The organism is Ligilactobacillus ubinensis, assembly GCF_024160875.1.
GTDB classification, from domain to species: Bacteria; Bacillota; Bacilli; order Lactobacillales; family Lactobacillaceae; genus Ligilactobacillus; species Ligilactobacillus ubinensis.
The window spans coordinates 125013-149484 of the sequence record NZ_JAIULA010000001.1 but is presented as its reverse complement, the minus strand read 5'-3'; the positions used below and the strand labels follow the sequence as shown (position 1 = coordinate 149484).

Below are 24472 nucleotides of genomic sequence, written 5' to 3'. Positions count from 1 at the left end.
GTTTCAGCCTTATTACTATTTCTCATAGCGCTAAAATATACATCAAAAAGGCCGTTAGTTGCACTCAACCCCGCAATCCAGAATCTATCCAGATTACACTGCTAATGCTCTCAAACTAACCGCCTTTTACTCCTCACTCACTGAATTTTTCTAGTATTTACTTTAAAACTTCCTGATACTTGCTAATATTCATTTCATCTGAATATTCCTCTTGATTTTTCAATAGTTTTTCCATAAACTCTGGAGTTTGGGCAATTTTTTGTAGCTTTTTACCCATTAATTGTGCATCCGACACAGCATAAACATTTTCCTCATTAATTAATTGCGGTCTATGCACTGTATTTTCAAACCCAAGTATTAACATATTATTTTCAAATGCTCTTCTTGTCGCATCTCGAACTTCATTACTATGATTAATATCCAGATAAATATCTGCTTCATCCCATAAAATTTTAAGTCGTTGTGTATTTGCATTCGGATATAAAACAATATTAGGATACTTCAATAAACGCAATAGTTTATTAGACATATCAGTTAACGCAGCAACATTAAATGTAACTTCCGGTGTACTGCTAACCAATTCTTCAAGTTTTTCTACCTGATCTGTGTCTGTTAAGGTTAATGTAACAGGACGTAACTGATTTTTTCGTACTATCTTATAAATATAACCTAACTGCTTTATCCGGCTTTTAACATTAATTGGTACAAGCTTTCGTAAGCGTAAATAAGCAATCCTATCTGTTAAAATAATCTTTTGCGTGCTCTTTTCTTCTGCATTCAAAATCATTTTCATGTTGTCTGGAATTTTTTCAGTGATTGCTTCTTGCCAAAATAAAAGTGCTTGATTCTCCATTTCAGACGATAAGCGTAAAACAACAAAAAAAGGTACCGCTAAAGAATTGTAAAATATCCGCTCTAAATCAAATTTACGTAATTTCAAATAATGTACCACAAAATCAGTCTTAGAAGGAAAATTATAAATTTTTCCAGCATATGCAAGCGTAATATCTTTTGTGACGTGATTTTCTACGATTATTTCTTTACCTGAAGCAGTGAAATAAGCAGTTGTTATCGGTTCTGCTCGTAAATTATAACTTGTCTTGGCATAACACCAACCGTATTTATTATAATGTTCCACCAACCGAATATTTTGTTTATCATCTAACCAAGCAACTTCTTTAACTAAACGCCGATCTTTAGGCTCTGTGTAATTAATATTAGCGCGCTTTTTTCCTAAATCATATATACCAGCTTCTTTTGAATCGCCAATTATTTCCCAATATTTAGGTATCTTTACTTGATTAAAAAATAACGGTTTCCCCTTTTTCAAGGGTTCCGTCTTTTCTATATAATACTTATAAGGTGACTCAACTTCATCTGGCAAAAAACCATTGTCTTCAACAACAACCGTTGCTTGCGTAAATCCTGCTGTTTGCAAAGAATTGTATAGCATGGCGGTTTCATCTGTGTAGCTCTCAAATAGATTTAACATTAGTTTTGACCTCCTTGTGCTAAGATAAGTTCTTTCCAGCTAGCCTGAACCTTTTCTTCTAAGAAATTTTTCGCTTTAGTATAAGAATTGCTTTCAAATTTCTGTAAATCTTGTTCAAATAATTTACAAATTTCAGCTGCCAAATTTTTAATTACTTCAGGTGAACTTACTGCTTCACTCCATGGACAAACAAAGCCGTTTTGACCATTATCAACAAATGTCTGCATCCCGTATCTGACATTTAGACCTACTAATGGCAGTCCTGAGCCAAGTGCTTCTAGTAATGACAATCCAAACCCTTCTGTTGTTGATGCCGTCACATATGCACTATAGTTTATATATTTATCCTGTATATCTTGATGACCTAACAGGTGAATATACGCTCCTGCTTGCTGCTTTTCAATTGATTCTCTTATTTGTTCAAGACTTTCTCCTTCGCCATAAATATCCAAGGTTAATTTAGGTAAGTTTTCATGCGCCTGAACTACCGCCTCAACCAACCAATCGACATGCTTTTCTGCTGATAAACGTGAAGCTGTCATTAAAGCAAATTTTCTCCGCGGTTTCGTTGGCTTATTTAATTTTTCGATACTACCTACTGGAATAGTGTATATTTGAGGTTGTTGATGCAGATACTTTTTAAAATGATTGGTTAAAAGATCATTTTGCGCTTGAGTTGCCACCACATAAAAGTCCACAACTTCTGAATTATTAAATTGATAATCATAATAATTATTCCATAGAATATAGTTATCATCCGTTGAATTTTCACTAAAATGATCAGCATGAATCATCACGCCTAATTTAGCCTGGCCTTTGTTTTCAAAAAGTTGTTGTGCAATTCCTGATGCTCTATCTAATAAAGCAATATCGCCCGTTTTCATCTTTAATTGGGCAATGAAATAGGCAACAAGTTCTGCTTTAGAATAAATAACCTTATCAGGAAAACGAAAAAGAGATTCACTATCCCCATCTAAAAGCTCTTCATAAGCCGTTGTTCCATCTTCATTAAAAAATCGTCGTTGATAAAGATAAGCTCGATTATCACGGGGCGTGTAGTATTCTGTAAGTACTCTTGTATATGAATAATAGTCTTTACGATATAAACAATTATTAGAAACAAATTCAGCTCGCTCGACATATGAACTAGTTGGATCTTTCATATATGCCGCTACCCAGTTATTCTCACCTTCAAAATATAGGTGAATAACAGCTCCATCGCGTCTTTCATCAACTATTTTAGCAGCAAGGCTATCCTTTAGCTTTTCAAGTGTATACGTTGTCTTAGCAATTTTAATATCTGTAAAATATGAATACATCCAGATAATTTCTTCGTCTTTTAAACCTAAATTTGCAGTTAGGTGCTCAATATTTTCATTTAATACTAGGTCTGTAAAAATAAATTTAGCTGGGATCTTTAAGTTTCGCAATAATTTGGCTCTATATGCTTCAGCATATTCAACCCCACTATTAGCCCAACCAATGCCTAAATTAAAACTATAGACTGTCATTTCTTTAGCTCCTTAACTTATTTGTTCTATAATATAACATTTTTATGTAATGAACTTACCCTGTTTTAATCAATATTAAAGTTTTTACTTGTTTTTTAGAAAAAACAAAAAAGCTATGTGCACCCTGAATTTTTTTCAGTCTACACATAACTAAATAGACTATTAATATTCACTATCATTTGTCTTGTTTGTCATTTTCCATTGGAACTGTTTTTGTCAAAGAATGTTCCACCCACGTTTGCACATTTTTCTTATGCTCTTTTTCCCATCCATCTTCATCCATATTGTCCAAACGGTGAATAAGTGCATTAATTTTAGCTTGCCGCTCTTTGTCTTCTTTAGTCGTCATTTTAAATTTCCCCTTATTATTCTTAAAAATAGTTATCTTAATTCTGTTTTACACTAATAATTTATACATCAACTCTAGCTTGCTTTAACCCGTTTAGTCAAGTAAATTCCATTGATTTCTTCCACATATCTTGGATATCTATATTGTCGAAATTATTAATTAAATTTTATTGTTATTGGAACTTGACTAATTTGTACCAATAACATAGAATAAGCGTGTAGGAAGCGTTTTTAATTTATGAAAATAGTTTTTAACCGAGAGGAGTTTTATAATGACAGAAGCAAAATTTCCTAAAAATTTTCTTTGGGGCGGTGCAGTTGCTGCTCATCAATTAGAAGGTGCTTGGCAAGCTGGTGGTAAAGGTGTCAGTGTCGCCGATGTTATGACAGCAGGTGCCAACAAGATTCCACGTGAAATTACAGCAGGTGTTATTCCAGGTAAAAATTATCCTAACCATGATGGTATCGACTTTTACCATCATTATAAAGAAGATGTAAAACTTTTCGCAGAAATGGGCTTCAAATGTTTCAGAACTTCAATTGCTTGGACTCGTATTTTTCCACAAGGCGATGAATCAGAAGCAAATGAAGCTGGTTTGCAATTCTATGATGACTTATTTGATGAATGTTTGAAATACAACATTGAACCAGTTGTTACACTAGCCCATTTTGAAATGCCTTATCATTTAGTTGAAGAATATGGTGGGTTTGCAAATCGCAAAGTTATCGATTTCTTTGTTCGCTTTGCCACAACTTGTTTTAAACGTTACAAAAATAAAGTTAAGTACTGGATGACCTTCAACGAGATTGATAATCAAAGTCGCTTCAACAATGACTTTTTAATGTGTACCAACTCAGGTTTATTACTTAATAATGACTCTAATAATGAAGCAGCTATGTATCAAGCTGCCCACTATGAATTAGTCGCAAGTGCCTTAGCAGTTAAAGAAGGTAAAAAAATTAATTCTGATTTTATGATTGGTACAATGATTAACTTTACACCAATTTACCCTGCAACTTCAAAGCCAGCTGACGTTTTAATGGCACAACGTGCAGATCAACGCCGCAATTGGTTCTCAGATGTTCAATGCTGGGGTTATTATCCCGCTAACGTTGAAGCTTATATTGAACGAAACGATTTCCGTCCTGATATCACTGAAGAAGATCGCATTGTTCTAAAAGAGGGAACTGTTGATTATATTGGTTTTAGTTATTATCAATCAATGGTTGTTTCCGCTGATAAAGTTGCTCCTGACGACTTATCTGATCCAGAAGATGTAATCGTATCAAATCCTTACGTTGAAAAGAGTGACTGGGATTGGGAAATTGATCCTGTCGGATTACGTTATTCCCTAAATGCATTAACCGACCGTTACCATTTACCACTTTTCATTGTTGAAAATGGCTTAGGTGCCGTTGATAAGGTTGAAAATGATGGTAGCATTCATGATCCATATCGAATTGCTTATTTACGTGCTCACTTAGAAGAAGTTCGGAAAGCTGTTACATTAGATGGAGTTGATTTAATGGGCTATACACCATGGGGTTGCATTGACTTAGTTTCTGCAGGTACTGGTCAAATGTCTAAGCGCTATGGCTTTATCTACGTTAATAAAGACGATGAGGGTAATGGCGATCTTGCGCGTAGTCGCAAAGACTCATTTTACTGGTATCAAAAGGTCATCAAAACCGATGGTGCAGATTTAAATTAATCTTCTGTTTGTGTAGAGGTTTAATATAAAAAATAAAAGCTTACACCGTGGTATTAATGAAAAACAATTGAATAGTTAAAAGAGTCCGGAAAGATGATGTATACCTCTAAAGTTAAGTGATTTTCACTTTAACTTTGTGATATGTCTCAAAATCCGAACTCTTTTTATTATTTTAATACTCACGATAACTATTTTTAGCAAATACTATATCTTCGTTAAGCACAATATACCTAACTTCAAAACTAGTTTTCATTTTTTAGTACGAAAGTCTGCTCTTTTTCACTATTAGACTTGGCTTTATTATCAGTTTTATTTCGCCAATATGATGATAAAACTGAACCTGAGATATTATGCCAAATACTGAAAATAGTTGATGGGATAGCTGCAGCTGGTGCAAAGTACTTCATCGCAAGTGTTGCTCCTAAACTTGAGTCTTGCATTCCAACTTCAAAAGTAATTGCCTTTCTTTGCGGATCACGTAACCGAATTACCCTTGAAAACAAATACCCCAAACCATAGCCTGAAAGATTGTGCAACATAACAACTGGAATTACTAGCGCTGTTGATGCAGTAAACAGATTCGCATGATTAGCTGAAATAACTGCACCGATTATCATTAAAATAGCAACTTGCGAAATTAGCGGCAAAGCTTTAGTTATTCGTTCAATCTTTCTTCCAAAAACAGAGTGGATAACTACCCCTAAAATTATCGGGATTAACACTATTTCTATCGTACTGACAAACAAAGACGTTGTTGGAATTGCAACATATTTTCCAGCAAACAATAATAAAAGTCCTGGTAAAGCTAAAGGTGCTAATAGTGTTGATAGTGTTTCTATCGAAACATCTAACGCTACATCACCACCAGCTAAATATGCCATTACACTAGATGATGTTCCACTTGGACATGAGCCAACTAAGATAACACCTGCTGCAGTGGCACCTTTTAGTTGAAAAATTAAGCACAGCAACCAAGCTAGTGTTGGCATTATTACATAATGCGCAACCGTTCCCGCAATAACTGGAATGGGTTTTTTGATAATTCTTTCAAAGTCTTCTAATTTTAACGTTAAGCCCATTCCAAATAATATAATTCCTAATAGATACGCTGTTTTAGGTACTATCCACAGACTTGTTTGTGGTAAAACGTAGTTGAAAGCTGCCCATAGTACAACTAATAATGTAAACCAACGACCTACAAAACGCCCAAATTTTTCAATTTTATCCATTCTTTTCTCCTCTTCATTTTAAATTATTTCTTACATCTGCACTGCGAATTATCTGCAATTTGCTGCTTTTTAGTTGCTGCTCCGAATAGTTCATCGGCTCCTTTTAAAATCCCCCCCGTATTAGCTGAAGTTACTAAATATTGATAACGCGCTAAATATCCAAAACGGACCTTAGGTTCAAATGGTCGCAATTCTTTACGTCTTGCGGTTAATTCAGCGGCACTAACCTCCACATCCAATGTCCGTTTCTCCAAATCAATTGTAATTTGATCCCCATCTTTAATTAAAGCAATCTCACCACCAGCAGCTGCTTCTGGTGAAACGTGACCTACACAAATTCCGTGAGTGGCCCCTGAAAAACGACCATCAGTTATTAAAGCAACTGTTCTGCCTAACCCTCGTCCAATAATATTTGAAGTTGGATTTAACATTTCTGGCATTCCCGGTCCACCTTTTGGTCCCTCGTATCGAATAACTACAACATCTCCAGCTTTAACTGTGCCGTCATCTATCCCTGCTACTGCTGCATCATGCGAGTCAAAACAGATAGCTTTACCAACAAATTTCTTAATATCAGGATCAACTCCAGCGACCTTGATTACAGACCCATCTTTAGCAATATTTCCATATAGAATTGAGAGTCCGCCTTGCTGTGAATAAGGATTATCTAGCGGTCTAATTACTTCTGGGTTCAAGGTATGTGCTCCAGCAACATTTTCACGAATTGTATTACCAGTAACGGTAACTCGATCTGGATGTAAAATTCCACCTTTTTCAATTAATTCGTTCATAATCGCAGGAATTCCACCAGCTAAATGAACATCTTCCATTGTCCATACTGAAGATGGCACAATTTTAGCAAGATGTGGTGTCTTCTTAGCAATCTCATTGATTCTTTCTTCGCTGTATTCAACTCCAGCTTCATGTGCAATTGCCAATCCATGTAAAACAGTATTAGTTGAGCCACCCATTGCCATATCTAGAGCAAAACAATCATCAAATGCTTCTTTTGTCATTACATCTTTTGGTCGTATATTATGTTCAACGTTATACATTACTTGTCGAGCTGCTTTTCTGACTAATTCCTTTCTTTCTGGAGAAACGGCCAAAGTTGTTCCATTATAAGGTAATGCCATTCCCATCGCTTCCATCAATGAATTCATTGAATTTGCAGTATACATTCCTGCACAAGAACCACAACCGGGACAAGCATTTTGTTCAAGTTCTAAGAAATCTTGCTTGCTCATTTTTCCATCTTTAAATGCTCCTACTGCTTCAAAAACAGTCGATAATGTCGCAGCTTTTCCATGTGGATCTAGTCCTGCTTTCATAGGCCCACCGGAAACAAAAACAGCTGGAACATTTGTACGAGCGGCTGCCATTAACATTCCGGGTGTGATTTTGTCACAGTTTGGCATATATAGTACCCCATCAAACCAATGAGCATTAATAACTGTTTCGGCAGAATCGGCAATTAGATCTCGGCTCGGTAAAGAATAACGCATTCCAATATGACCCATGGCAATCCCATCATCAACACCAATTGTATTAAATTCGAAAGGAACACCTCCAGCTTTACGAATTTCTTCTTTTGCAATCTCAGCTAATTCACGCAGATGTACATGTCCAGGAATAATTTCAACATATGAATTACAGATTGCAATGAATGGTTTTTTCATATCTGCTGGATCTTTAACTTGCCCGGTAGCATATAACAAACTACGTCCAGGTGCTCGATCCACACCTTCTGTAATCGTATCGCTCCGTTTTCTGATTTCATCACCGTCAATTGAAAAATTTAAAGTATCACTCATCACATTGTCTCCTTTTCATTTTTTTCAGCAATTGCTTCTATTTCAACTAATGCTCCCGCTGGTAAAGCTTGAACTCCAACTGCTGACCGTGCTGGTAAAACTTTACTATCAGCAAAAAATTCTCCATAAACTTGGTTGACCAATTGAAAATTAGCAATTTCTGTCATAAATATTGTTACCTTAACAATTTCTGCTGGAGCAAAGCCCGCTTTTTTCAAAACAGCTTTTAAATTACTCAATGCCTGCTTAGCTTGATTCTGTACTCCAGAAGCTAGCTCTCCTGTTCCTGGATTTAGTCCTATTTGACCCGAACAATATACTGTATTTCCACATTTAACAGCTTGCGAATATGGTCCTAGCGCACTTGGTGCTTTAGTTGTTGCAATTACTTGATTCATTTTTATTTCACTCCTCGATTGTTAACCTGGATAAACAATTACTCGTTTGTCTGCGGCTGTTAATAGCTTAATTGGTGCTCCATAAAAGTCACCTAAGACTTCTGGTGTTAATAATTCTGCTCGTTTGCCCCGTTTATAAATTTCCCCTTTTTTCAAGAGCATTAAATGATCAAAACAAGGTAAAAGTTCTTCTGTATAATGCGAAACCATTAGTAGAGCTGGACTATCAGCTTGATTAGCTATCATCGTAATTTTATTTAGCAGTTGTTCGCGAGCAAACAAATCTAATCCGTTACAAGGCTCATCTAAAATCAATAATTCTGGTTTAGCCATCAATGCTCTAGCGATTAGAACTAATTGCCGTTCACCTTGTGATAAAATTTGATATGTTTTCCCCAAAAGTTTTGTCCCGCCTAAACGCTCAAGCGTTGTTTTAGCTTCTTGCATTTCTTTAGCAGTATACTTTTCATATAAGCCTATACTGGCAAATTTCCCGGATAATACTATTTGTTCAACCAAATCACCTTGATGTAACCAGTCTTGTAAAGCGCTGCTTACCCATCCGATTCTACGCTTTAATGCTGGAATATTTGTCTTTCCAAAAACTTGATCTAGAACGGTTAGCTGCCCACTTGTCGGCCATAAATCTCCATGAATCATTTTTAAAAGTGTGGTTTTCCCAGCACCGTTTAATCCTAAGATTGCCCAGTTTTCTTTAGGCTTTACTTGCCAATTAATGTTTTGTAAAATAAATCGATTTTTTCGCTGCAAGGACACTTGCTCAAAGTTTAAAATCTCATCCAAAAGCTTATTCCTCCTTGCTTAAACCATCATTTCATAAAGCATTTGATTTTCTTTAAGATCAATATAATGAGGATCAAACTCATGCAATCTAGCTTGTAAACTTGCAGTATTATTCCGATTGCCTAGACGAACACCTATCAAAACAGGACCTTTTCCTCGGTTTACTTTCTTTGTATATTCAAATTTCGTAATATCATCATCAGGATTTAAAATTTGGTTAACAAATTCTTTTAATGCTCCTGGTCGTTGTGGAAAATTAACAACAAAGTACCGTTGCTCCCCTTCGTAAACTAGAGAACGCTCTTTAATTTCCTGCATCCGTCCAATATCATTGTTTCCTCCGCTAATAACACAAACTACCGTTTTTCCAACAAGTTCATCTTTAAAATTATCAAGTGCGGAAACACTTAATGCACCAGCTGGTTCGGCTACAATTGCTTCTTTGCTGTATAATTCTAAAATTGTTGTGCAAACATGTCCCTCTGCTACCGTTGTTAGTTGATCAACATAGTTCTTAGCATTGAGGTATGTTAGCTCTCCAACCGTTTTAACTGCTGCACCATCAACAAATTTTTCCATTGTTGCTAATGTCACGGGATGTCCAAGTTCAAATGCCGCAGCCATAGACGCTGCCCCAGTGGGTTCAACTCCTATTACTTTAGTCTGCGGGCTAACTGCTTTTGTATACGCCGCTACTCCACTTATTAGTCCGCCACCGCCAATAGCACTAAACAAATAGTCAACTTCTAACTCAGCTTTTTTAGCTGCTTTAAAAATCTCAACAGCTATCGTACCTTGCCCTGCCATCGTTTTTAAATCATTAAAAGGAGCGATGAAGGTTAAATTATTTTGTTGACAGTATTCTTGTGCCGCCGCTGCTGCTGCATCAAACGTATCACCTATTAATTTAATAGTTACTTGCTTTTTTCCAAAAAAACGAACCTGTTCAATTTTTTGTTTGGGTGTAGTAGTTGGCATAAAAATAATTGCAGGTACTTGCATTTGATGACATGTCCAGGCTACTCCTTGAGCATGATTGCCTGCACTTGCGCAAACAACACCTTTTTTCCTTACCTCTTCTGGTGTTTGTGCAATTGCATAATAGGCTCCTCGTAACTTAAAAGACCGAACAATTTGCAAATCCTCACGCTTTAGATAAACCTGACAATGATATTTTTGCGAGAGATATGCATCATATTGGAGCGGCGTTTGCGTAATAATCGGTTGTAACACCTTATAAGCCATTTCTACACTATTTTTATCTAACAATTTTTTCTCTGTTAATATATCCACTACTACACCAACTTTCTTTTAATATTCAAATATGTATGCGAGAGAGGCTTTTGCCTATAAAATCTGATTTATCAGCTTTTATCGCATTTTAAAAATTAGTTTTTATATAAAGCTTTTTTGCTGCTTAATTGCTATATGTGGCTTTATAAATAATTTTTTGCGCTCTCTTTATGTTTTTAATTAGTCACTATACTTATCTGCTTCTTTAACAAATGGCATCTTCGCACGTAATTCTTCACCAACTTGTTGTAACTGTGATTTTTGCATTTCTTCACGGAAACCATAAAGTTTCTTGAAGCCATCACGATAATCGGCCATGAATTCTTTAGCAAATGTACCATCTTGGATTTCACGCAAGTTTTGTTCCATTGCCTTTTTCGATTCAGCATTAACAACACGTGGTCCACGAGTATATGAACCATATTCGGATGTATTTGAGCAATCGTTATACATTTTTGCAAAGCCGCCCTCATAGATTAAATCACAGATTAATTTCATTTCATGTTCAACTTCAAAGTAAGCCAATTGTGGTGAATAACCTGCTTCAACTAATACTTCGAACCCAGTTTCAATCAAGGCTGTAACCCCGCCCATCAATACATTTTGTTCACCAAACAAATCTTCATCTGTTTCTTCTTTGAAAGTTGTCTTCAATAATCCTGCACGAGCTGCTCCATTAGCTTTAGCAAATTCTTTTGCTAAGTCTTCAGCATGCCCCGATACATCTTGATAAGTTGCATAAAGTGCTGGTACCCCAAAGCCTTCCATATAAGTTCTACGGCATAAGTTACCTGGGCCTTTAGGTGCCATCATAACAACATCAACATCTGCTGGTGGAACAATTTCCTTGTAATATACATTAAAACCATGAGAAAAGCCCAAGACATTTCCAGCTTCCAAATATGGAGCAACTTCTTTTTTATAGATATCTGCCATAACTTCATCTGGTGTCAACATCTGTACCCAATCAGCTTGCTTAGCTGCATCTGCAACTGAGTAAACTTCAAAGCCGTCTTTTTTAGCTTTATCGTATGATTTACCTGGACGAATACCAACAATTACGTCTACACCTGAATCGCGCAAGTTGTTAGCTTGAGCATGTCCTTGTGCACCATAACCGATAAAAGCTACTTTCTTTCCTGCTAAATAGTTTGTGTTGACATCTTTTTCATATAACATTTCTACACTCATTCTAAATTCCTCCTAGTATTTGGGTATTAAACTTTAATTTTTTGCTCTAATCATGTAGAATGTACCTAAGATTGATTTTTAAGCGCATTTAACCATGATTAGCGTTTGAAGTTAAGTCCTTAATTATCTATCGTGACGTTTTTAAAATAATTTTTATGAATTGATTTTCTTCAATTCAAACTAAATTTACTTTACACAGATTGTATTTAATCAATCCCCATCATGGCCTGATTAGGTGATCCTGGTGCTATCATTGGTGTCACTTCTTCAAGTTGTGGTATCTGCGTTTCTGCCAAAACACAGTGCTTTTTTGAAAAAACATCTGCCAATGTTTTTTTCCAATTATTGGGATTGAATTTTAAACTTTCTATGCCGTATGCTTGGGCTAATGTAATGAAATTTGGTTGACTATTAAAAATTGTTTGAGAACGTCTTTTTTTGTAGAATAAATCCTGCCACTGACGGACCATTCCTAATGCCTGATTATTTAATAGAATAATCTTTATATCTATGTCGTACTGCTTAATTACTGCCAATTCTTCGATGGTCATTTGAATTCCACCATCACCAACAAATAAAACAACTTCCGTATGTGGATTTGCGATTTTAGCTCCCATTGCTGCTGGTAAACCAAATCCCATTGTTCCTAGCCCCCCACTTGTGATTAATTGACGGGGGTGTTTAAACGGATAGTATTGAGCTGCCCACATTTGATGTTGACCAACATCAGTAACTATAATTGCATCTCCATGAGTTAGTCTGCCAACTTCCTCAACAACTTCTTGCGGTTTAATTGTTCCAACTTCTGTTTGATAGCGATACGGATAATCAAGCTGCCACTTTTTTATCTGTTGACACCATTTTTTAGCTGCCGGTGGTTCAAAATCAGCAGCCAATAAACTTTGAAGTGCTGACTTAGCATCTGCTACCAAAGCTAAATCTGTCGAAACAATTTTGTTTAATTCATGTGGATCGATATCTAGATGTGCAATCCAAGCATTTTTAGCAAACTCTGTCGGTTTAGTTGCTAACCTATCATCAAAACGCGAGCCGATGTTTAACAACAAATCACAATTTGCTAATGCCATATTAGCAGCATATGTACCATGCATACCACCCATACCTAAAAACAAAGGCTCATCTGCTGGAATAATTCCCAATCCCAGCAAGCTTGTGACAACCGGTATTTGATACTTCTTTACAAATTGTCGAACCTCACTAGCAGCGTTGGCAGCTGCAACTCCACCACCAATTAACAATAATGGTCGTTGCGCTTTTGAAAGTCTTTTAGCTAAAGTTGCTACTGCCCCGGCTGGAAGATCTGGTCCGGTTGGTACTTGTAACTCAAATGCTTGTGGCTTTTCTACCGTTTGAGACATGATATCTTTGGGTAAGTCGATAACAACTGGACCACTACGGCCACTCATTGCTATTCCAAAAGCCGTTCTAACAATCTTAGGTAATTCTGTTGCATTATTTACTTGAAAACTTTTCTTTGTTATTGGTCTAGTTATGTTAACAATATCTGCTTCTTGAAATGCATCAGTTCCTAAAGCCTTTGTTGCTACTTGTCCAGTAAAAATTATTAATGGAACTGAATCACTTTTAGCATCAGCAATTCCTGTAATTGCATTAGTTGCCCCTGGACCAGAGGTAACAAAAACGATTCCTGGTTTCCCAGTCGACTTAGCATAACCTTCAGCCGCATGAACCGCACCTTGTTCATGTCGGACTAAAATGTTATGAAATGCTTTACAGTAAACTGCATCATAAAGTGGTAATACAGCTCCACCTGGATAACCAAAAACGATCTCTACACCTTGTTTTTCCAATTCTGTTAAAAGTAATTCTGATCCATTTTGTTCAACTGTACTAACTGTTTTTATTTCTTCCAATTGTGACAAATCATCACCTCCTTGTTTAAACTAAAATGCTTGGTACTCTAGCATCACCTCCTTTAATTTTTGTACTAGCTACAAAAAAAGCACCCATCAATTGCGATGGATGCTTCTTGTCCACCGCAATTAAAAACCAATGCGGTGGGTTTTATACCTTAACTTTGATAACTCAAAGTTGCTTAGGCATTAAATCACACTCGCATGTGGTAATAATGACTAGGCTAATAATGACGATGTTAGCTACTAAAGCTATACCATTGATTGGGCTGCGCATGTGATTTAACTCCTTTCAAATTAATTTGATTTTCTATTTAACAACTTAAAAACTTATAAAATCTTTTAAAGCTAGATAATTATATCTGCCTTCTCTTGGAATAATTAAAGCCAAGTTAGAATATATTTATTCTATGTGTGCTATACTACACGGCTTATTTTTGTCTGTCAACATTTTTTTGCAATAATTCTATACAAATTTTAATCGTCCCTTCAAGTTCCTATAAGAATAGCCTTTTTAAAAATTAGTTATTCACAATCTAATTCATGGCCCATTTTTTAACACAATTCAATAACATATAAGATATCTAACAAACAGAGTTATCGCTTTTCTAAATTAATAATTTTCAAATATCCACTAGATAAATTTATCTTTCTTATTATTTGCGGTACACTTAAAGAAAAGCTTGAAGGAGCATTTCTATTAGATGCAAAACCGTTATGTAAAACCACAAAATGTTAATGATGCTATGGAAACCATCCAAAAATTATTTAATCAATATCGCCATGCTCCATTAACTAAGGAACTACTAAACTACCATACCAACCTTATCCAACGACTACAAAGTGATATTTATCGCGAAGCCATTCGAGAAAATAATCCTAAACAGTTAGCCAGTCTTAATGCGATGATTACTGCGATGCAAAGCTGGACACAAATTCGTGTTCAAAATAAACCTTTTACTGGTAAGATGAAAAACTTTGTCTTGACTGAAACACAACATCCTAAATTTAAGCAACATACACATAAAATAAAAAGTGCCCACAATTATCACTCAGCACGTCACTAAGTAACTTAGCTGTAGGTTATAAGTTAGCTTGTTCTTATTTTTGATAGCGATATCACAAAGCATTTTTTTAATGAGAAAGGACAGATGTATATGACATTGTATGGAAAAAAAGATCGTGAAAACCGTGAAGTCGTCGACCCTATCTTTGGTTCTTATAGTGAAGATCATGATTTGCCCAAGTATAAGTTAGATAAGCGCGCAGTAGCACCGCGTATAGCCTATCAAGTAATTAAAGACCAGCTTTTAGATGAAGGAAATGCACGTTTAAATCTAGCCACATTTTGTCAAACCTACATGGAACCCGAAGCCACTAAATTAATGAGCGAATCTCTTGAAAAAAATGCTATTGATAAATCTGAATATCCCCGAACTGCTGAAATTGAAAATCGTTGTGTTAATATGATTGCTAATCTCTGGCATACACAACCACATGATGAATTCATGGGCACTTCAACCGTCGGCTCTTCTGAAGCTTGCATGCTTGGTGGGATGGCAATGAAATTTTCATGGCGCAATCGTGTTAAAAAATTAGGCTTAGATATCAATGCTAAGATGCCAAATCTTGTTATATCTTCCGGCTATCAAGTTTGTTGGGAAAAGTTCTGCAAATATTGGGATATTGAATTACGTACCGTTCCAATGGATAATACCCATCACTCCTTAAACATGGCAACTGTTATGAATTATGTTGACAAATATACAATTGGAATTGTTGGCATTATGGGCATTACGTATACTGGTGAATATGATAATATTGAACAGCTTGATAAATTAGTGGAAAGTTACAACCAGCAAACCGACTATAAGGTATACATTCATGTTGATGCTGCATCAGGTGGATTATACACCCCTTTTATGGAACCAGAAGTTAATTGGGATTTCAAACTAAAAAATGTCATTTCAATCAATACCTCTGGTCACAAATATGGCTTAGTTTATCCTGGTATCGGTTGGATTTTATGGCGTGACAAAGCTTTTTTACCAGAAGAACTCATTTTCAAAGTTAGTTATTTAGGTGGTCAAATGTCAACTATGGCGATTAATTTTTCCCGTAGTGCCGCCCAAATAATCGGTCAATATTACAATTTTGTGCGCTACGGCTTTGATGGTTACCATGAAATCCATAAACGCACTCATGATGTTGCAACCTACTTAGCAAAAGAAATTGAAAAAACTGGAATCTTTGAATTGATAAATGATGGTACCCATTTGCCAATTATTTGTTATCGCCACAAACAAACACCTCCAGCTGAATGGACATTATACGATCTTGCTGATCGCTTAGCAATGAAAGGGTGGCAAGTTCCTGCCTATCCATTACCAACAAACTTAGATAACATTGAGGTGCAACGCTTAGTTGTCCGTGCAGACTTTGGAATGGGAATGGCCCATGATTACGTAGAAGATATGAAGCAGGCTATTACAGATCTTAACCACGCCCATATTGTTTTTCATAAGAAAAAAGAACTTAAACCATATGGCTTTACGCACTAAAGATAACATTAATACAAGTACAAAAAATCGTCTTTTAAAGCAGAATAAAAGACGATTTTTTGTGTAGAATATACTTTTTTATTTTTTACTAGCTATTAAAACTAATACATATTATAACCGCTAGTACGTTATAATTAATTTTTATTTAATCCAACAAACTGGGCAAAGCGTAAAAAGCCCGCTTTTCCTTCTTCATTTTGCTTATAAACACCTGCATCTTCCAACACTCGCTTAAAGACCTGTCCAATTGCTTCTTTAACGATTGCCGTTACATTTTCAGCATTTAATTCAGCATGCTTTTGTGCAATTTCGTCTGCCCAAACTTTATGGTATGCTGCCATCTCATTTGGTTGTTTCAATAAATATTTCTCAACTTCATGCATCTCAGTTTTTAGCCGCGGTGGTAAAATTGCTAACCCCATAACTTCAATCAACCCAATATTCTCTTTTTTAATATGCTGGACATCCTTATGTGGATGATAAATTCCATCCGGATATTGACTTGATGTTTGATTATCTCTTAGAACAAGATCTAACTCAAATTTGTCTTCTTTTTTTCGTGCAATTGGTGTAATTGTATGGTGCAATTCGCCCTCAGATTGAGCCTTGATTTGTAAATCTTCATCTGAATAGGTTCGCCATTTAGATAAAATCTTAGTTGCTAGTTCAATCAATTGTGTTTTATTTTTGCTACTTACTCGAATTACAGACATTGGCCATTTAACAATTCCAGCCTCTACTTCTGGATAATCTGTAAAATGTAATGGTAACTCAATTGGTGCTTTTTCCATCGCAAAAACATGGCGCCCACCTTGATAATGTTCATGCGTTAGAATCGAACCGCCTACAATTGGTAAATCTGCATTACTCCCCGCGAAATAACCGGTAAATTGATCAACAATGTTTAACAGTTGCCCAAACGTTTTATCACTAATTTTCATAGGCTCATGGATACTATCTAAGAAAATACAATGTTCATTGAAATAGGCATACGGTGAGTACTGAAAGCCCCATGGTTTTCCATTCATATCAAAACGAATAATTCTATGATTAGCACGTGCTGGATAATCAATTCGACCTTGATAGCCTTCATTTTCCATGCATAACTGACAAGCTGGATAACCCGTGGCCTTTATCTTTTTTGCTGCCGCAATTGCTTTAGGATCTTTTTCTGGCTTTGATAAATTAATCGTTATTTCTAAGTTGCCATATTCAGTCTCTACAGTATAGTAGATATTCTTTGCAATTGCCTTTGTTTTGATATAATCATTACGTTTGCTCAATGCATAGAATTCACTAATTGCTTGTTCTGAGCTTTTAGCATACGTATCCCAAAACTGGCAATTAACCTTGCTAGGCGTTGGTGTAATGAAATTCATTAGTTGTGCCCCTAGTTCATCTTGTTCGTTAAGTGTTTCGCCCACTTTACCATTTTGGAACGCAACTTTTACTAATTCTTCTTTTAAATCAATCAATTCTGTCTTTGTGGTATGTTGCTTACAGCCTTGTTCTCCAACTAAAGCAACTACACGATTATTCAAATAAATACGATCCATTTCTAAATAATCGCTATTTTCAATCACACCTGTTACAAATTTATCTAGTAATAAATCTTCCATCTCAATTACCCCGCTAGTTAAATGCTTATAGCACTTTTGTACCATCTGCAATTTCAGCAATATAAAATGCTGGTGCATAGCCTATTTTCTCAGTATAGATTTGACCGACATTTTGCTTAAATTCCTCTACATGATTTTTATCAACTAGTGCTATACCACAACCGCCAAAACCGGCTCCAGTCATACGCGCACCCAACACTCCGGCTTGCTTCCATGCGGTATGTGCTAACGTATCTAGTTCAATTCCTGTAACTTCATAATCATGTTCTAAAGAGACATGGGATGCATTAACTAAACGACCAAATTTTTCTAATTCACCGGCTTGTAAAGCATCTTGCGCTTGTAATGTTCTTTGATTTTCCCACACAGCATGACGTGCCCGCTTCAAACGGTTTTCATCTGCAATAAGATAGCTGTATTCATCAAATGTTTGTAAATCTAGTTCACCCAATGTTTTAATCTGTAATTTAGCTTGTAATTCCTTAACAGCTGTTTCACATTCACTGCGACGTTCGTTATATTTTGAATCAGCCAACTCGCGACGTTTGTTTGTATTCATAATTACAATTACATTGTCTTTTAAGTCCAACGGTACCAAGTCATATTTTAAGGTATTAGTGTCTAATAAAATAGCTCGATTTTCTTTACCCATACCAACAGCAAATTGATCCATTATTCCTGAATTAACACCAATAAATTCATTTTCCGTCTTCATGCCTAATTTTACTAAATCTAGGCGTTTCACATCTAATGAGAATAGTTCTTCTGCAATGACACCCATCAATAACTCAATAGAAGCAGAAGAAGATAATCCTGACGCATTAGGAATATTACCGTTTAAATAAATATCCATCCCTTTATCAATTGTATGACCTGCTTGTTGTAAAAATAAAATCATTCCTTTAAGATAATTGGTCCAACTATCTGCTTTATCAAAATGCAAATCTTGTAATGGAACTTCAATAATACCTTGTTTCTCAAAATTAGCAGAATAAAAGCGGAGTAAATCATCATCACGTTTACGCGCTGCACCATATGTTCCTAAAGTGATAGCACATGGGAAAACATGTCCGCCATTATAGTCAGTATGTTCTCCAATTAAGTTAATGCGTCCTGGTGAAAAGAAAGCAGCATCTGCTTGTTGACCAAATACTTTAGTAAACTCTTGCATTATTTCTTGTTTATTCATAATTCTATCCCCTTAACATTAGAAAACGTTTTATTTACATTTCTATTCTAACTTTATTTTGGTAAAATTTCAAGAATTATTTTAGTTAATATTTACTTATAATAACTTTTTTTACTAGTTAATTTTTTAACGCAAAAAATTCTGTTATTAATCGACTTTTCGCCAACTAACAACAGAATCTTTATTATTTAAATGCCTTCAATTGTAAAAGATACTTCTAGCGCCTCATCAGCTGGTAACCAATATCTCTTATGCACTGGTGCTCCCCATGAATCATCGCCACCTACACCCATCTGTGCTGCTAGTATACGTACCCAAACAAAATGGGCTGCCGGTAACTCTTCTTGATGAGTTGCGTTTTCTAACTCATATTCACTATTTGGTAAAACACTCATTTCAAATGGCGTCTTGACAGCTTTAAATCTTAAGCCATGACCTAAATCATCTGTCACTTCGAGCCAACGTGTTCCAACATGATTCCCTGTTTCTTGTGGTACTAAATAAGGAGCTTTATTTTTGCTAGCTGTTGTTTCAAAAATACCTAAACGAGCACCTTGCATCCGATCACAATAATTTTCTTCTGGACCATAACCATAATAATGTACATTTTGATATGGTGATTTAAGTTTAAAGTCCATCCCGTATGCCGGTATTGATGGTAAATTAGCGTACCCTGGATACTTCGCTGTAACTGTTACCTTTCCAGTTGCATCAACTGTATATGCTACCGTATGGAAAATTTCTCCTGGCAAAGCCAGTTGATGCTTAAACGTTACCGTCACACTTTCAGCATCTTCTTTGACATCAACATCAACATGTTTTTGATATAAGCCTGCACCTAACCACATTCCACGGTCAAATCCATGTTTTACACCCCGATCATTATCTGTCATAGCACGCCAAAAACTAGTTTTCGGTGTGCGGGTAATGTATTCTGTTCCCGCATGAACATACGAAATCAATCCGCCTTCTGCTATTGACAATAACACACTAAAATCAGCACCATGTACTCCAATATTCACATCGCCATGAACAACTTTAAGTTTTGGCAGGCTCGTATTTGTAACTTCTTTTTTCACTTGAATCACTTTTTGTGCAAATGTTAATTCGTAGCCTGCTTCAGCCCATAACGTATTCTTGCGCAAGCATTGACTCACTTCGTACGTATATTCTCCCGCCTGCTTTTCTTCAGGAAAATCTAACGCTAGTGTTTTTGTTTGACCAGCCGCTACATTCAAATCAAAGTTAGTACTCCAAATCAGATGCCCATCTAATTTCAAACTAGCATGGAAATAAGTTGCACTTGTATCGCTAAATAAATTTTCATTTTTTATAGTAACTAGTTTAGGTGTAACTGTTAATTTAACGTTAGCGTATAGTTGTTTAACTTCTTGCGCTTTGGGTGAAGGCGTCCGATTAGCAAAAACAATTCCGTCACCACAAAATTCATAGTCAGTAGCACGATCATCCCAATCGCCACCATATGTTAGCACATCTTGTCCAAACTCATTATGCTTCATGATTGACTGATCAATGTAATCCCAAATAAATCCTCCCTGATATTGCGGATACTTGTCTTCTAAATCAGTATATAAACTCATACCACCAACTGAATTACCCATAGCATGCATATACTCACATGAAATATAGGGTTTTTTCGGCTTAGCTTTTAAATATTCTTCTATTTCAGCTGGTTTAGCATACATTCTACTTTCCATATCACTAGTCTCGTTGTAATCACGATTCCAAAATACCCCTTCGTAATGTACAAGCCTTGTATCATCGACAGCATGGAAAAAGTTAGACATCGCTAAAATATCGCTTCCTGCGTAAGACTCATTTCCACACGACCATATTAAAATCGCCGAATGATTTTTATCTCGTTGAAACATACTATTTGCACGATCTAAAACATTTTCTTTCCATTCTGGTTTGTTGCCTGGAACATTCCAGCTAGGCTCACATTTACCTAATTTTTGCCATGAACCATGGCTTTCAAGATTAGTTTCACCAATTAGATAAATTCCATATTCATCACATAAATCATACCATAGACTTTGATTTGGGTAGTGTGAAGTTCGAACTGCATTAATATTATGCCGCTTCATAAATTTAATATCCCACAACATTTCTTTAGCAGTAATTGCCCGCCCACGTTTATAATCAAATTCGTGCCTATTTACACCTTTGAAAACTATCCGTTTGCCATTTAGTAGCATTATACCGTCTTTCATCTCAAAAGTTCTAAAACCAATCTTTTGTGAAACTACTTCAATTAACTCCGAATCATGTAAAATAGCTGTCTCTAGTGTGTACAAATTAGGTTGTTCTGCACTCCACGGTAAAACTTCCCCGATATCTGCAGTTAACTTAACTTCATTTTTGCCTTCTACATAAGTTTCATAGACTACTTTTTTATTTACGTCTCGTAAAATAAAAGAGATCGTCGTTTCACTTACCTCACCCTGAATTTTTGCATCAATAGCCAGTTTGCCTATGGTATAATCACTAGTCAATTCATGCTTAATAAAAATATCTTGTAAATGCGTCTTAGGTATTGCATACAAATACACATCACGAAAAATTCCAGAAAAACGCCAAAAATCTTGATCTTCTATCCAACTAGAACTTGCTCTTTTATAAACCTCAACTGCTAGTTTGTTTGTCCCCGCTTGTAAAAACTCTGTAATTTCAAATTCCGTAGGTGTAAATGCATCTTCTCCATACCCAATAAAATGACCATTCAACCACACATAAAATGCCGTTTCCACTCCTTGAAATGAAATAAATGTCTTCTTGTCTTTTAAATCATCATTTACTTCAAATTCTTTTACATACGACCCAACTGGGTTATATTCTTTTGAAATATAAGGAGGGCGTAATTCATCTAATCCATCCCATGGGTACATTGTATTAATGTACTGGTTTTTATCATATCCTTGTGTTTGAATATGGCCTGGGACTTGAATATTATCAAATCCGCTCACATCAAAATCTAGCTTATAAAAGTCTTTAACCCGTAAAGAAGGGTTCTTCGCAAAATTAAATTTCCATGTTCCATTTAGAGATTGGCGTAAGCGCATCTTCCCCGTTTGTTCTTCTGTATAAGTTTGATAATATTTATGATCTGAATGAGCTGATATTTTGTTGACCGCAAATACTTCTGGATTTTCTAACCATTCTAGCGTAGGTGCATTTTCTTTCATCGTAACATCCTCCTATTTTAAAGCCTTAAAATGATATATTTTAGATGTATAATCCTCTTGTGCTACAGGATCATATATTCCTAAGTTCATTAACTCTAGCCCTGTAAATTCTTCTTTAGTAACAACATCTTGATATGTCCTATCTTCATCTAATCCTACTAAAATCGTTTTAGTAAATTCCGGTTGCGCGAATGCCAATATTTGAAAAACAAATACCATCACTTCATCACGGTTAGAAGAGACAAACATCCAAGCAGCTTGATTACCATTTGTCGGATTTTTTAAGCGATAAAAATCACCAAATTGAACTAACTTTCTAATACTCTTATAAAATGCAACTTGCTCTTTAACATCATTTTTTTCTTGCAAAGTCATCTGCGTAAGATCCAGTTCATATCCAAAAACACCACTCATTGCTACATCACTTCTAGTTTTTAGCGGTGTTTTACGTCCGGTTTGATGATTAGGTATAGCTGAAACATGTGCCGTTATAGTTGAAATAGGATATGCTAGCGATGTTCCATACTGTATTGTTAAACGTGCAATAGCATCTGTATTATCACTCGTCCATGATTGCGGCATATAATATGCCCACCCTGCATCAAAACGTCCACCGCCACCTGAACAACCTTCAAACAGAATATTTGGATACCTTTGCGTTAACTTCTCTAATAATTCATATACACCTAAAATATAACGATGATAAACTTCTCCTTGTTGCTTTGGAGGCAATCCCAGTGAATAAACATCAGATAAATGCCGATTCATATCCCACTTAACATAGTCGATACCTTCATCTAGAATTTCTACCATTTGAGTATAAATATTATCTCTAACTTCCGCTCTACTCATATCCAACACAAATTGACTTCGTGATGGGCTTGGATCTCTCTTTGGAACTTGCATCAGATAATCCAGATGTGCCCTATACAAATCTGAATCAATTGAAATCATTTCAGGCTCAAACCAAATACCAAACTTTAGCTTCTGTTCATGTACATAATCACTAAAGTGTTTCAATCCTTGTGGGAACTTCTTATGGTATACTTTCCAATCTCCCAGAGAACTTGTATCATCATCGCGTTTTCCAAACCAACCATCATCAAGGACGAACATTTCAATTCCTAAACTTTTTGCTTCATCTACAATTGGTTTTAACTTTTCTTCATCAAAATCAAAATAAGTTGCTTCCCAATTATTTACTAAGATCGGTCGTTCTTGATATTTGAACTTACTGCGTACTACTCGTTCACGAATTATGTGATGATATTCTTGACTCATTTCATTTAATCCGTTAGCTGAATAAACTAGCAATACTTCTGGTGTTTGAAATGTTTTGCCTGCATCCAATTTCCAACTAAAATCATAGTCATTAATTCCAACAACTATTCTAGTCTGTCCAATTTGATCCTTTTCAATTTGAAATGCATGGTTCCCGGAATAAACAAAATTAAAACCATATGCTTCCCCACTAAATTCATCCGTTTTTTCGTCTACTAAAGCTACAAAAGGATTCATATGATGGCTTGAAGTTCCACGCCGGCTTTCAAAGGACTTAACACCATAATCTATTTTTGCACGATCAAAATGTCGCTCATTAGCATGTGCCCCTGGTAAACAAATGGAATCAAACTTTTTAGCTACAAAGTCTAATTGCATTGAAGCGACCTTTTCTAAAGTAACACTATCTTTACTATTATTTTTTACACATGCAGCCCGGGTAATTACAGCACGATTTCGATAAATCGTATATAATAAATCTACTTCAATTTGATTAATTTGATCTTCTAAAGTAACTGTTAATGTTTGAGCTTCATTAGGATTTTTTACATAAGCTTGAGGTAACCCTTCTAATTGCGGCTTACCATTTTCAATTTTATAATTTTTAAAACAAAAAGCATCTGCATATGACCCATTGTTATGTTGAATAATTACTGCTGGAATTCGATAATCTCCTGTACCATTGCTACTATATTCTTGTGGTAAAGTGTCTCGCGAAAAGCCACGATCTGTTGATCCTGGCAAATTCCCAGAAAAGCCACGATCAATTCGCGGATAGCGCAATTGTCCATGATACTTCGTAATTGCTTTTCCAAAATACAAATGACTTAAAACATTACCGTCTTCTACCGAAAATAAATATGATATTTTTGTATTGTGCAAATGAAATACTTTTCTTTGTTCGTCAAATTCAATTAAATCTTGCATAT

Annotated in this window: 17 protein-coding genes; 3 read left to right on the top strand and 14 right to left on the bottom strand. The window is 35.7% G+C overall.

Annotated elements, in window-relative coordinates; genetic code table 11:
* Nucleotides 1-157 precede the first annotated feature (157 nt).
* From gtfB to LB941_RS00645, 3 genes are all read right to left on the bottom strand, one after another.
* On the bottom strand, nt 158-1492 hold the full coding sequence (gtfB, locus tag LB941_RS00655; protein ID WP_253358562.1) for an accessory Sec system glycosylation chaperone GtfB: 1335 nt from the start codon (nt 1490-1492) through the stop codon (nt 158-160).
* Nucleotides 1492-3003, bottom strand: a complete 1512-nt coding sequence (gene gtfA / locus LB941_RS00650) for an accessory Sec system glycosyltransferase GtfA (protein WP_253358561.1) — start codon at nt 3001-3003, stop codon at nt 1492-1494. The genes gtfB and gtfA overlap by 1 nt, the downstream gene beginning before the upstream one ends.
* 175 nt (nt 3004-3178) lie before the next feature.
* Entirely contained in the window at nt 3179-3352 is a 174-nt protein-coding gene (locus LB941_RS00645) for a hypothetical protein (protein ID WP_253358560.1), read from the bottom strand.
* A 271-nt stretch (nt 3353-3623) separates the two neighbouring features.
* Between LB941_RS00645 and LB941_RS00640 the strand changes: the two genes are divergently transcribed.
* Complete coding sequence (locus LB941_RS00640; RefSeq protein WP_253358559.1) at nt 3624-5063, top strand: 6-phospho-beta-glucosidase; 1440 nt, start codon at nt 3624-3626, stop codon at nt 5061-5063.
* Nucleotides 5064-5305: 242 nt separating this feature from the next.
* On the opposite strand, the gene LB941_RS00635 is transcribed toward LB941_RS00640, so the two are convergent.
* The 7 genes from LB941_RS00635 to ilvB form a co-directional block, all read right to left on the bottom strand.
* Nucleotides 5306-6292 carry a bile acid:sodium symporter family protein gene (locus LB941_RS00635; protein WP_253358558.1) on the bottom strand — a complete coding sequence of 329 codons (987 nt, stop codon included), beginning with the start codon at nt 6290-6292 and terminating at the stop codon, nt 5306-5308.
* A gap of 23 nt (nt 6293-6315) precedes the next feature.
* Entirely contained in the window at nt 6316-8106 is a 1791-nt protein-coding gene (gene ilvD / locus LB941_RS00630; RefSeq protein ID WP_253358557.1) for a dihydroxy-acid dehydratase, read from the bottom strand.
* Nucleotides 8106-8504, bottom strand: coding sequence for a Rid family detoxifying hydrolase (locus LB941_RS00625; protein WP_253358556.1), 399 nt, complete (start codon nt 8502-8504; stop codon nt 8106-8108). The genes ilvD and LB941_RS00625 overlap by 1 nt, the downstream gene beginning before the upstream one ends.
* A gap of 21 nt (nt 8505-8525) precedes the next feature.
* Nucleotides 8526-9308, bottom strand: a complete 783-nt coding sequence (locus LB941_RS00620; protein WP_253358554.1) for an ABC transporter ATP-binding protein — start codon at nt 9306-9308, stop codon at nt 8526-8528.
* A gap of 18 nt (nt 9309-9326) precedes the next feature.
* Nucleotides 9327-10601, bottom strand: a complete 1275-nt coding sequence (gene ilvA / locus LB941_RS00615) for a threonine ammonia-lyase IlvA (protein ID WP_275979966.1) — start codon at nt 10599-10601, stop codon at nt 9327-9329.
* A 180-nt stretch (nt 10602-10781) separates the two neighbouring features.
* A complete protein-coding gene (ilvC, locus tag LB941_RS00610) occupies nt 10782-11792 on the bottom strand; it encodes a ketol-acid reductoisomerase (RefSeq protein ID WP_253358553.1) in 1011 nt (336 codons plus the stop codon).
* Between the two features lie 206 nt (nt 11793-11998).
* Entirely contained in the window at nt 11999-13687 is a 1689-nt protein-coding gene (gene ilvB / locus LB941_RS00605) for a biosynthetic-type acetolactate synthase large subunit (RefSeq protein ID WP_253358756.1), read from the bottom strand.
* Nucleotides 13688-14391: 704 nt separating this feature from the next.
* Between ilvB and LB941_RS00600 the strand changes: the two genes are divergently transcribed.
* Together LB941_RS00600 and gad are read left to right on the top strand one after the other, a co-directional pair.
* Complete coding sequence (locus tag LB941_RS00600) at nt 14392-14754, top strand: hypothetical protein (protein WP_253358552.1); 363 nt, start codon at nt 14392-14394, stop codon at nt 14752-14754.
* Between the two features lie 90 nt (nt 14755-14844).
* Nucleotides 14845-16248: a glutamate decarboxylase gene (gene gad / locus LB941_RS00595; protein ID WP_253358754.1), complete on the top strand. Its 1404-nt coding sequence runs from the start codon at nt 14845-14847 to the stop codon at nt 16246-16248.
* A 134-nt stretch (nt 16249-16382) separates the two neighbouring features.
* Here gad and galT read toward each other — a convergent pair whose 3' ends face one another.
* From galT to LB941_RS00575, 4 genes are all read right to left on the bottom strand, one after another.
* On the bottom strand, nt 16383-17867 hold the full coding sequence (gene galT / locus LB941_RS00590) for a UDP-glucose--hexose-1-phosphate uridylyltransferase (protein ID WP_253358551.1): 1485 nt from the start codon (nt 17865-17867) through the stop codon (nt 16383-16385).
* Nucleotides 17868-17892: 25 nt separating this feature from the next.
* Nucleotides 17893-19056, bottom strand: a complete 1164-nt coding sequence (locus LB941_RS00585; RefSeq protein WP_253358550.1) for a galactokinase — start codon at nt 19054-19056, stop codon at nt 17893-17895.
* Nucleotides 19057-19244: 188 nt separating this feature from the next.
* Nucleotides 19245-22262 carry a beta-galactosidase, LacZ type gene (gene lacZ, locus LB941_RS00580; protein ID WP_253358549.1) on the bottom strand — a complete coding sequence of 1006 codons (3018 nt, stop codon included), beginning with the start codon at nt 22260-22262 and terminating at the stop codon, nt 19245-19247.
* Between the two features lie 12 nt (nt 22263-22274).
* On the bottom strand, nt 22275-24470 hold the full coding sequence (locus tag LB941_RS00575; protein ID WP_253358548.1) for an alpha-galactosidase: 2196 nt from the start codon (nt 24468-24470) through the stop codon (nt 22275-22277).
* Between the last annotated feature and the right edge of the window lie 2 nt (nt 24471-24472).

Bases quoted from the DNA above. Each gene is read 5' to 3' on its own strand.
- gtfB (WP_253358562.1), bottom strand. From the start codon at position 1,492: ATGTTAAATCTATTTGAGAGCTACACAGATGAAACCGCCATGCTATAC.
- gtfA (WP_253358561.1), bottom strand. From the start codon at position 3,003: ATGACAGTCTATAGTTTTAATTTAGGCATTGGTTGGGCTAATAGTGGG.
- LB941_RS00645 (WP_253358560.1), bottom strand. From the start codon at position 3,352: ATGACGACTAAAGAAGACAAAGAGCGGCAAGCTAAAATTAATGCACTT.
- LB941_RS00640 (WP_253358559.1), top strand. From the start codon at position 3,624: ATGACAGAAGCAAAATTTCCTAAAAATTTTCTTTGGGGCGGTGCAGTT.
- LB941_RS00635 (WP_253358558.1), bottom strand. From the start codon at position 6,292: ATGGATAAAATTGAAAAATTTGGGCGTTTTGTAGGTCGTTGGTTTACA.
- ilvD (WP_253358557.1), bottom strand. From the start codon at position 8,106: ATGAGTGATACTTTAAATTTTTCAATTGACGGTGATGAAATCAGAAAA.
- LB941_RS00625 (WP_253358556.1), bottom strand. From the start codon at position 8,504: ATGAATCAAGTAATTGCAACAACTAAAGCACCAAGTGCGCTAGGACCA.
- ilvC (WP_253358553.1), bottom strand. From the start codon at position 11,792: ATGAGTGTAGAAATGTTATATGAAAAAGATGTCAACACAAACTATTTA.
- LB941_RS00600 (WP_253358552.1), top strand. From the start codon at position 14,392: ATGCAAAACCGTTATGTAAAACCACAAAATGTTAATGATGCTATGGAA.
- gad (WP_253358754.1), top strand. From the start codon at position 14,845: ATGACATTGTATGGAAAAAAAGATCGTGAAAACCGTGAAGTCGTCGAC.
- galT (WP_253358551.1), bottom strand. From the start codon at position 17,867: ATGGAAGATTTATTACTAGATAAATTTGTAACAGGTGTGATTGAAAAT.
- LB941_RS00585 (WP_253358550.1), bottom strand. From the start codon at position 19,056: ATGAATAAACAAGAAATAATGCAAGAGTTTACTAAAGTATTTGGTCAA.
- lacZ (WP_253358549.1), bottom strand. From the start codon at position 22,262: ATGAAAGAAAATGCACCTACGCTAGAATGGTTAGAAAATCCAGAAGTA.
- LB941_RS00575 (WP_253358548.1), bottom strand. From the start codon at position 24,470: ATGCAAGATTTAATTGAATTTGACGAACAAAGAAAAGTATTTCATTTG.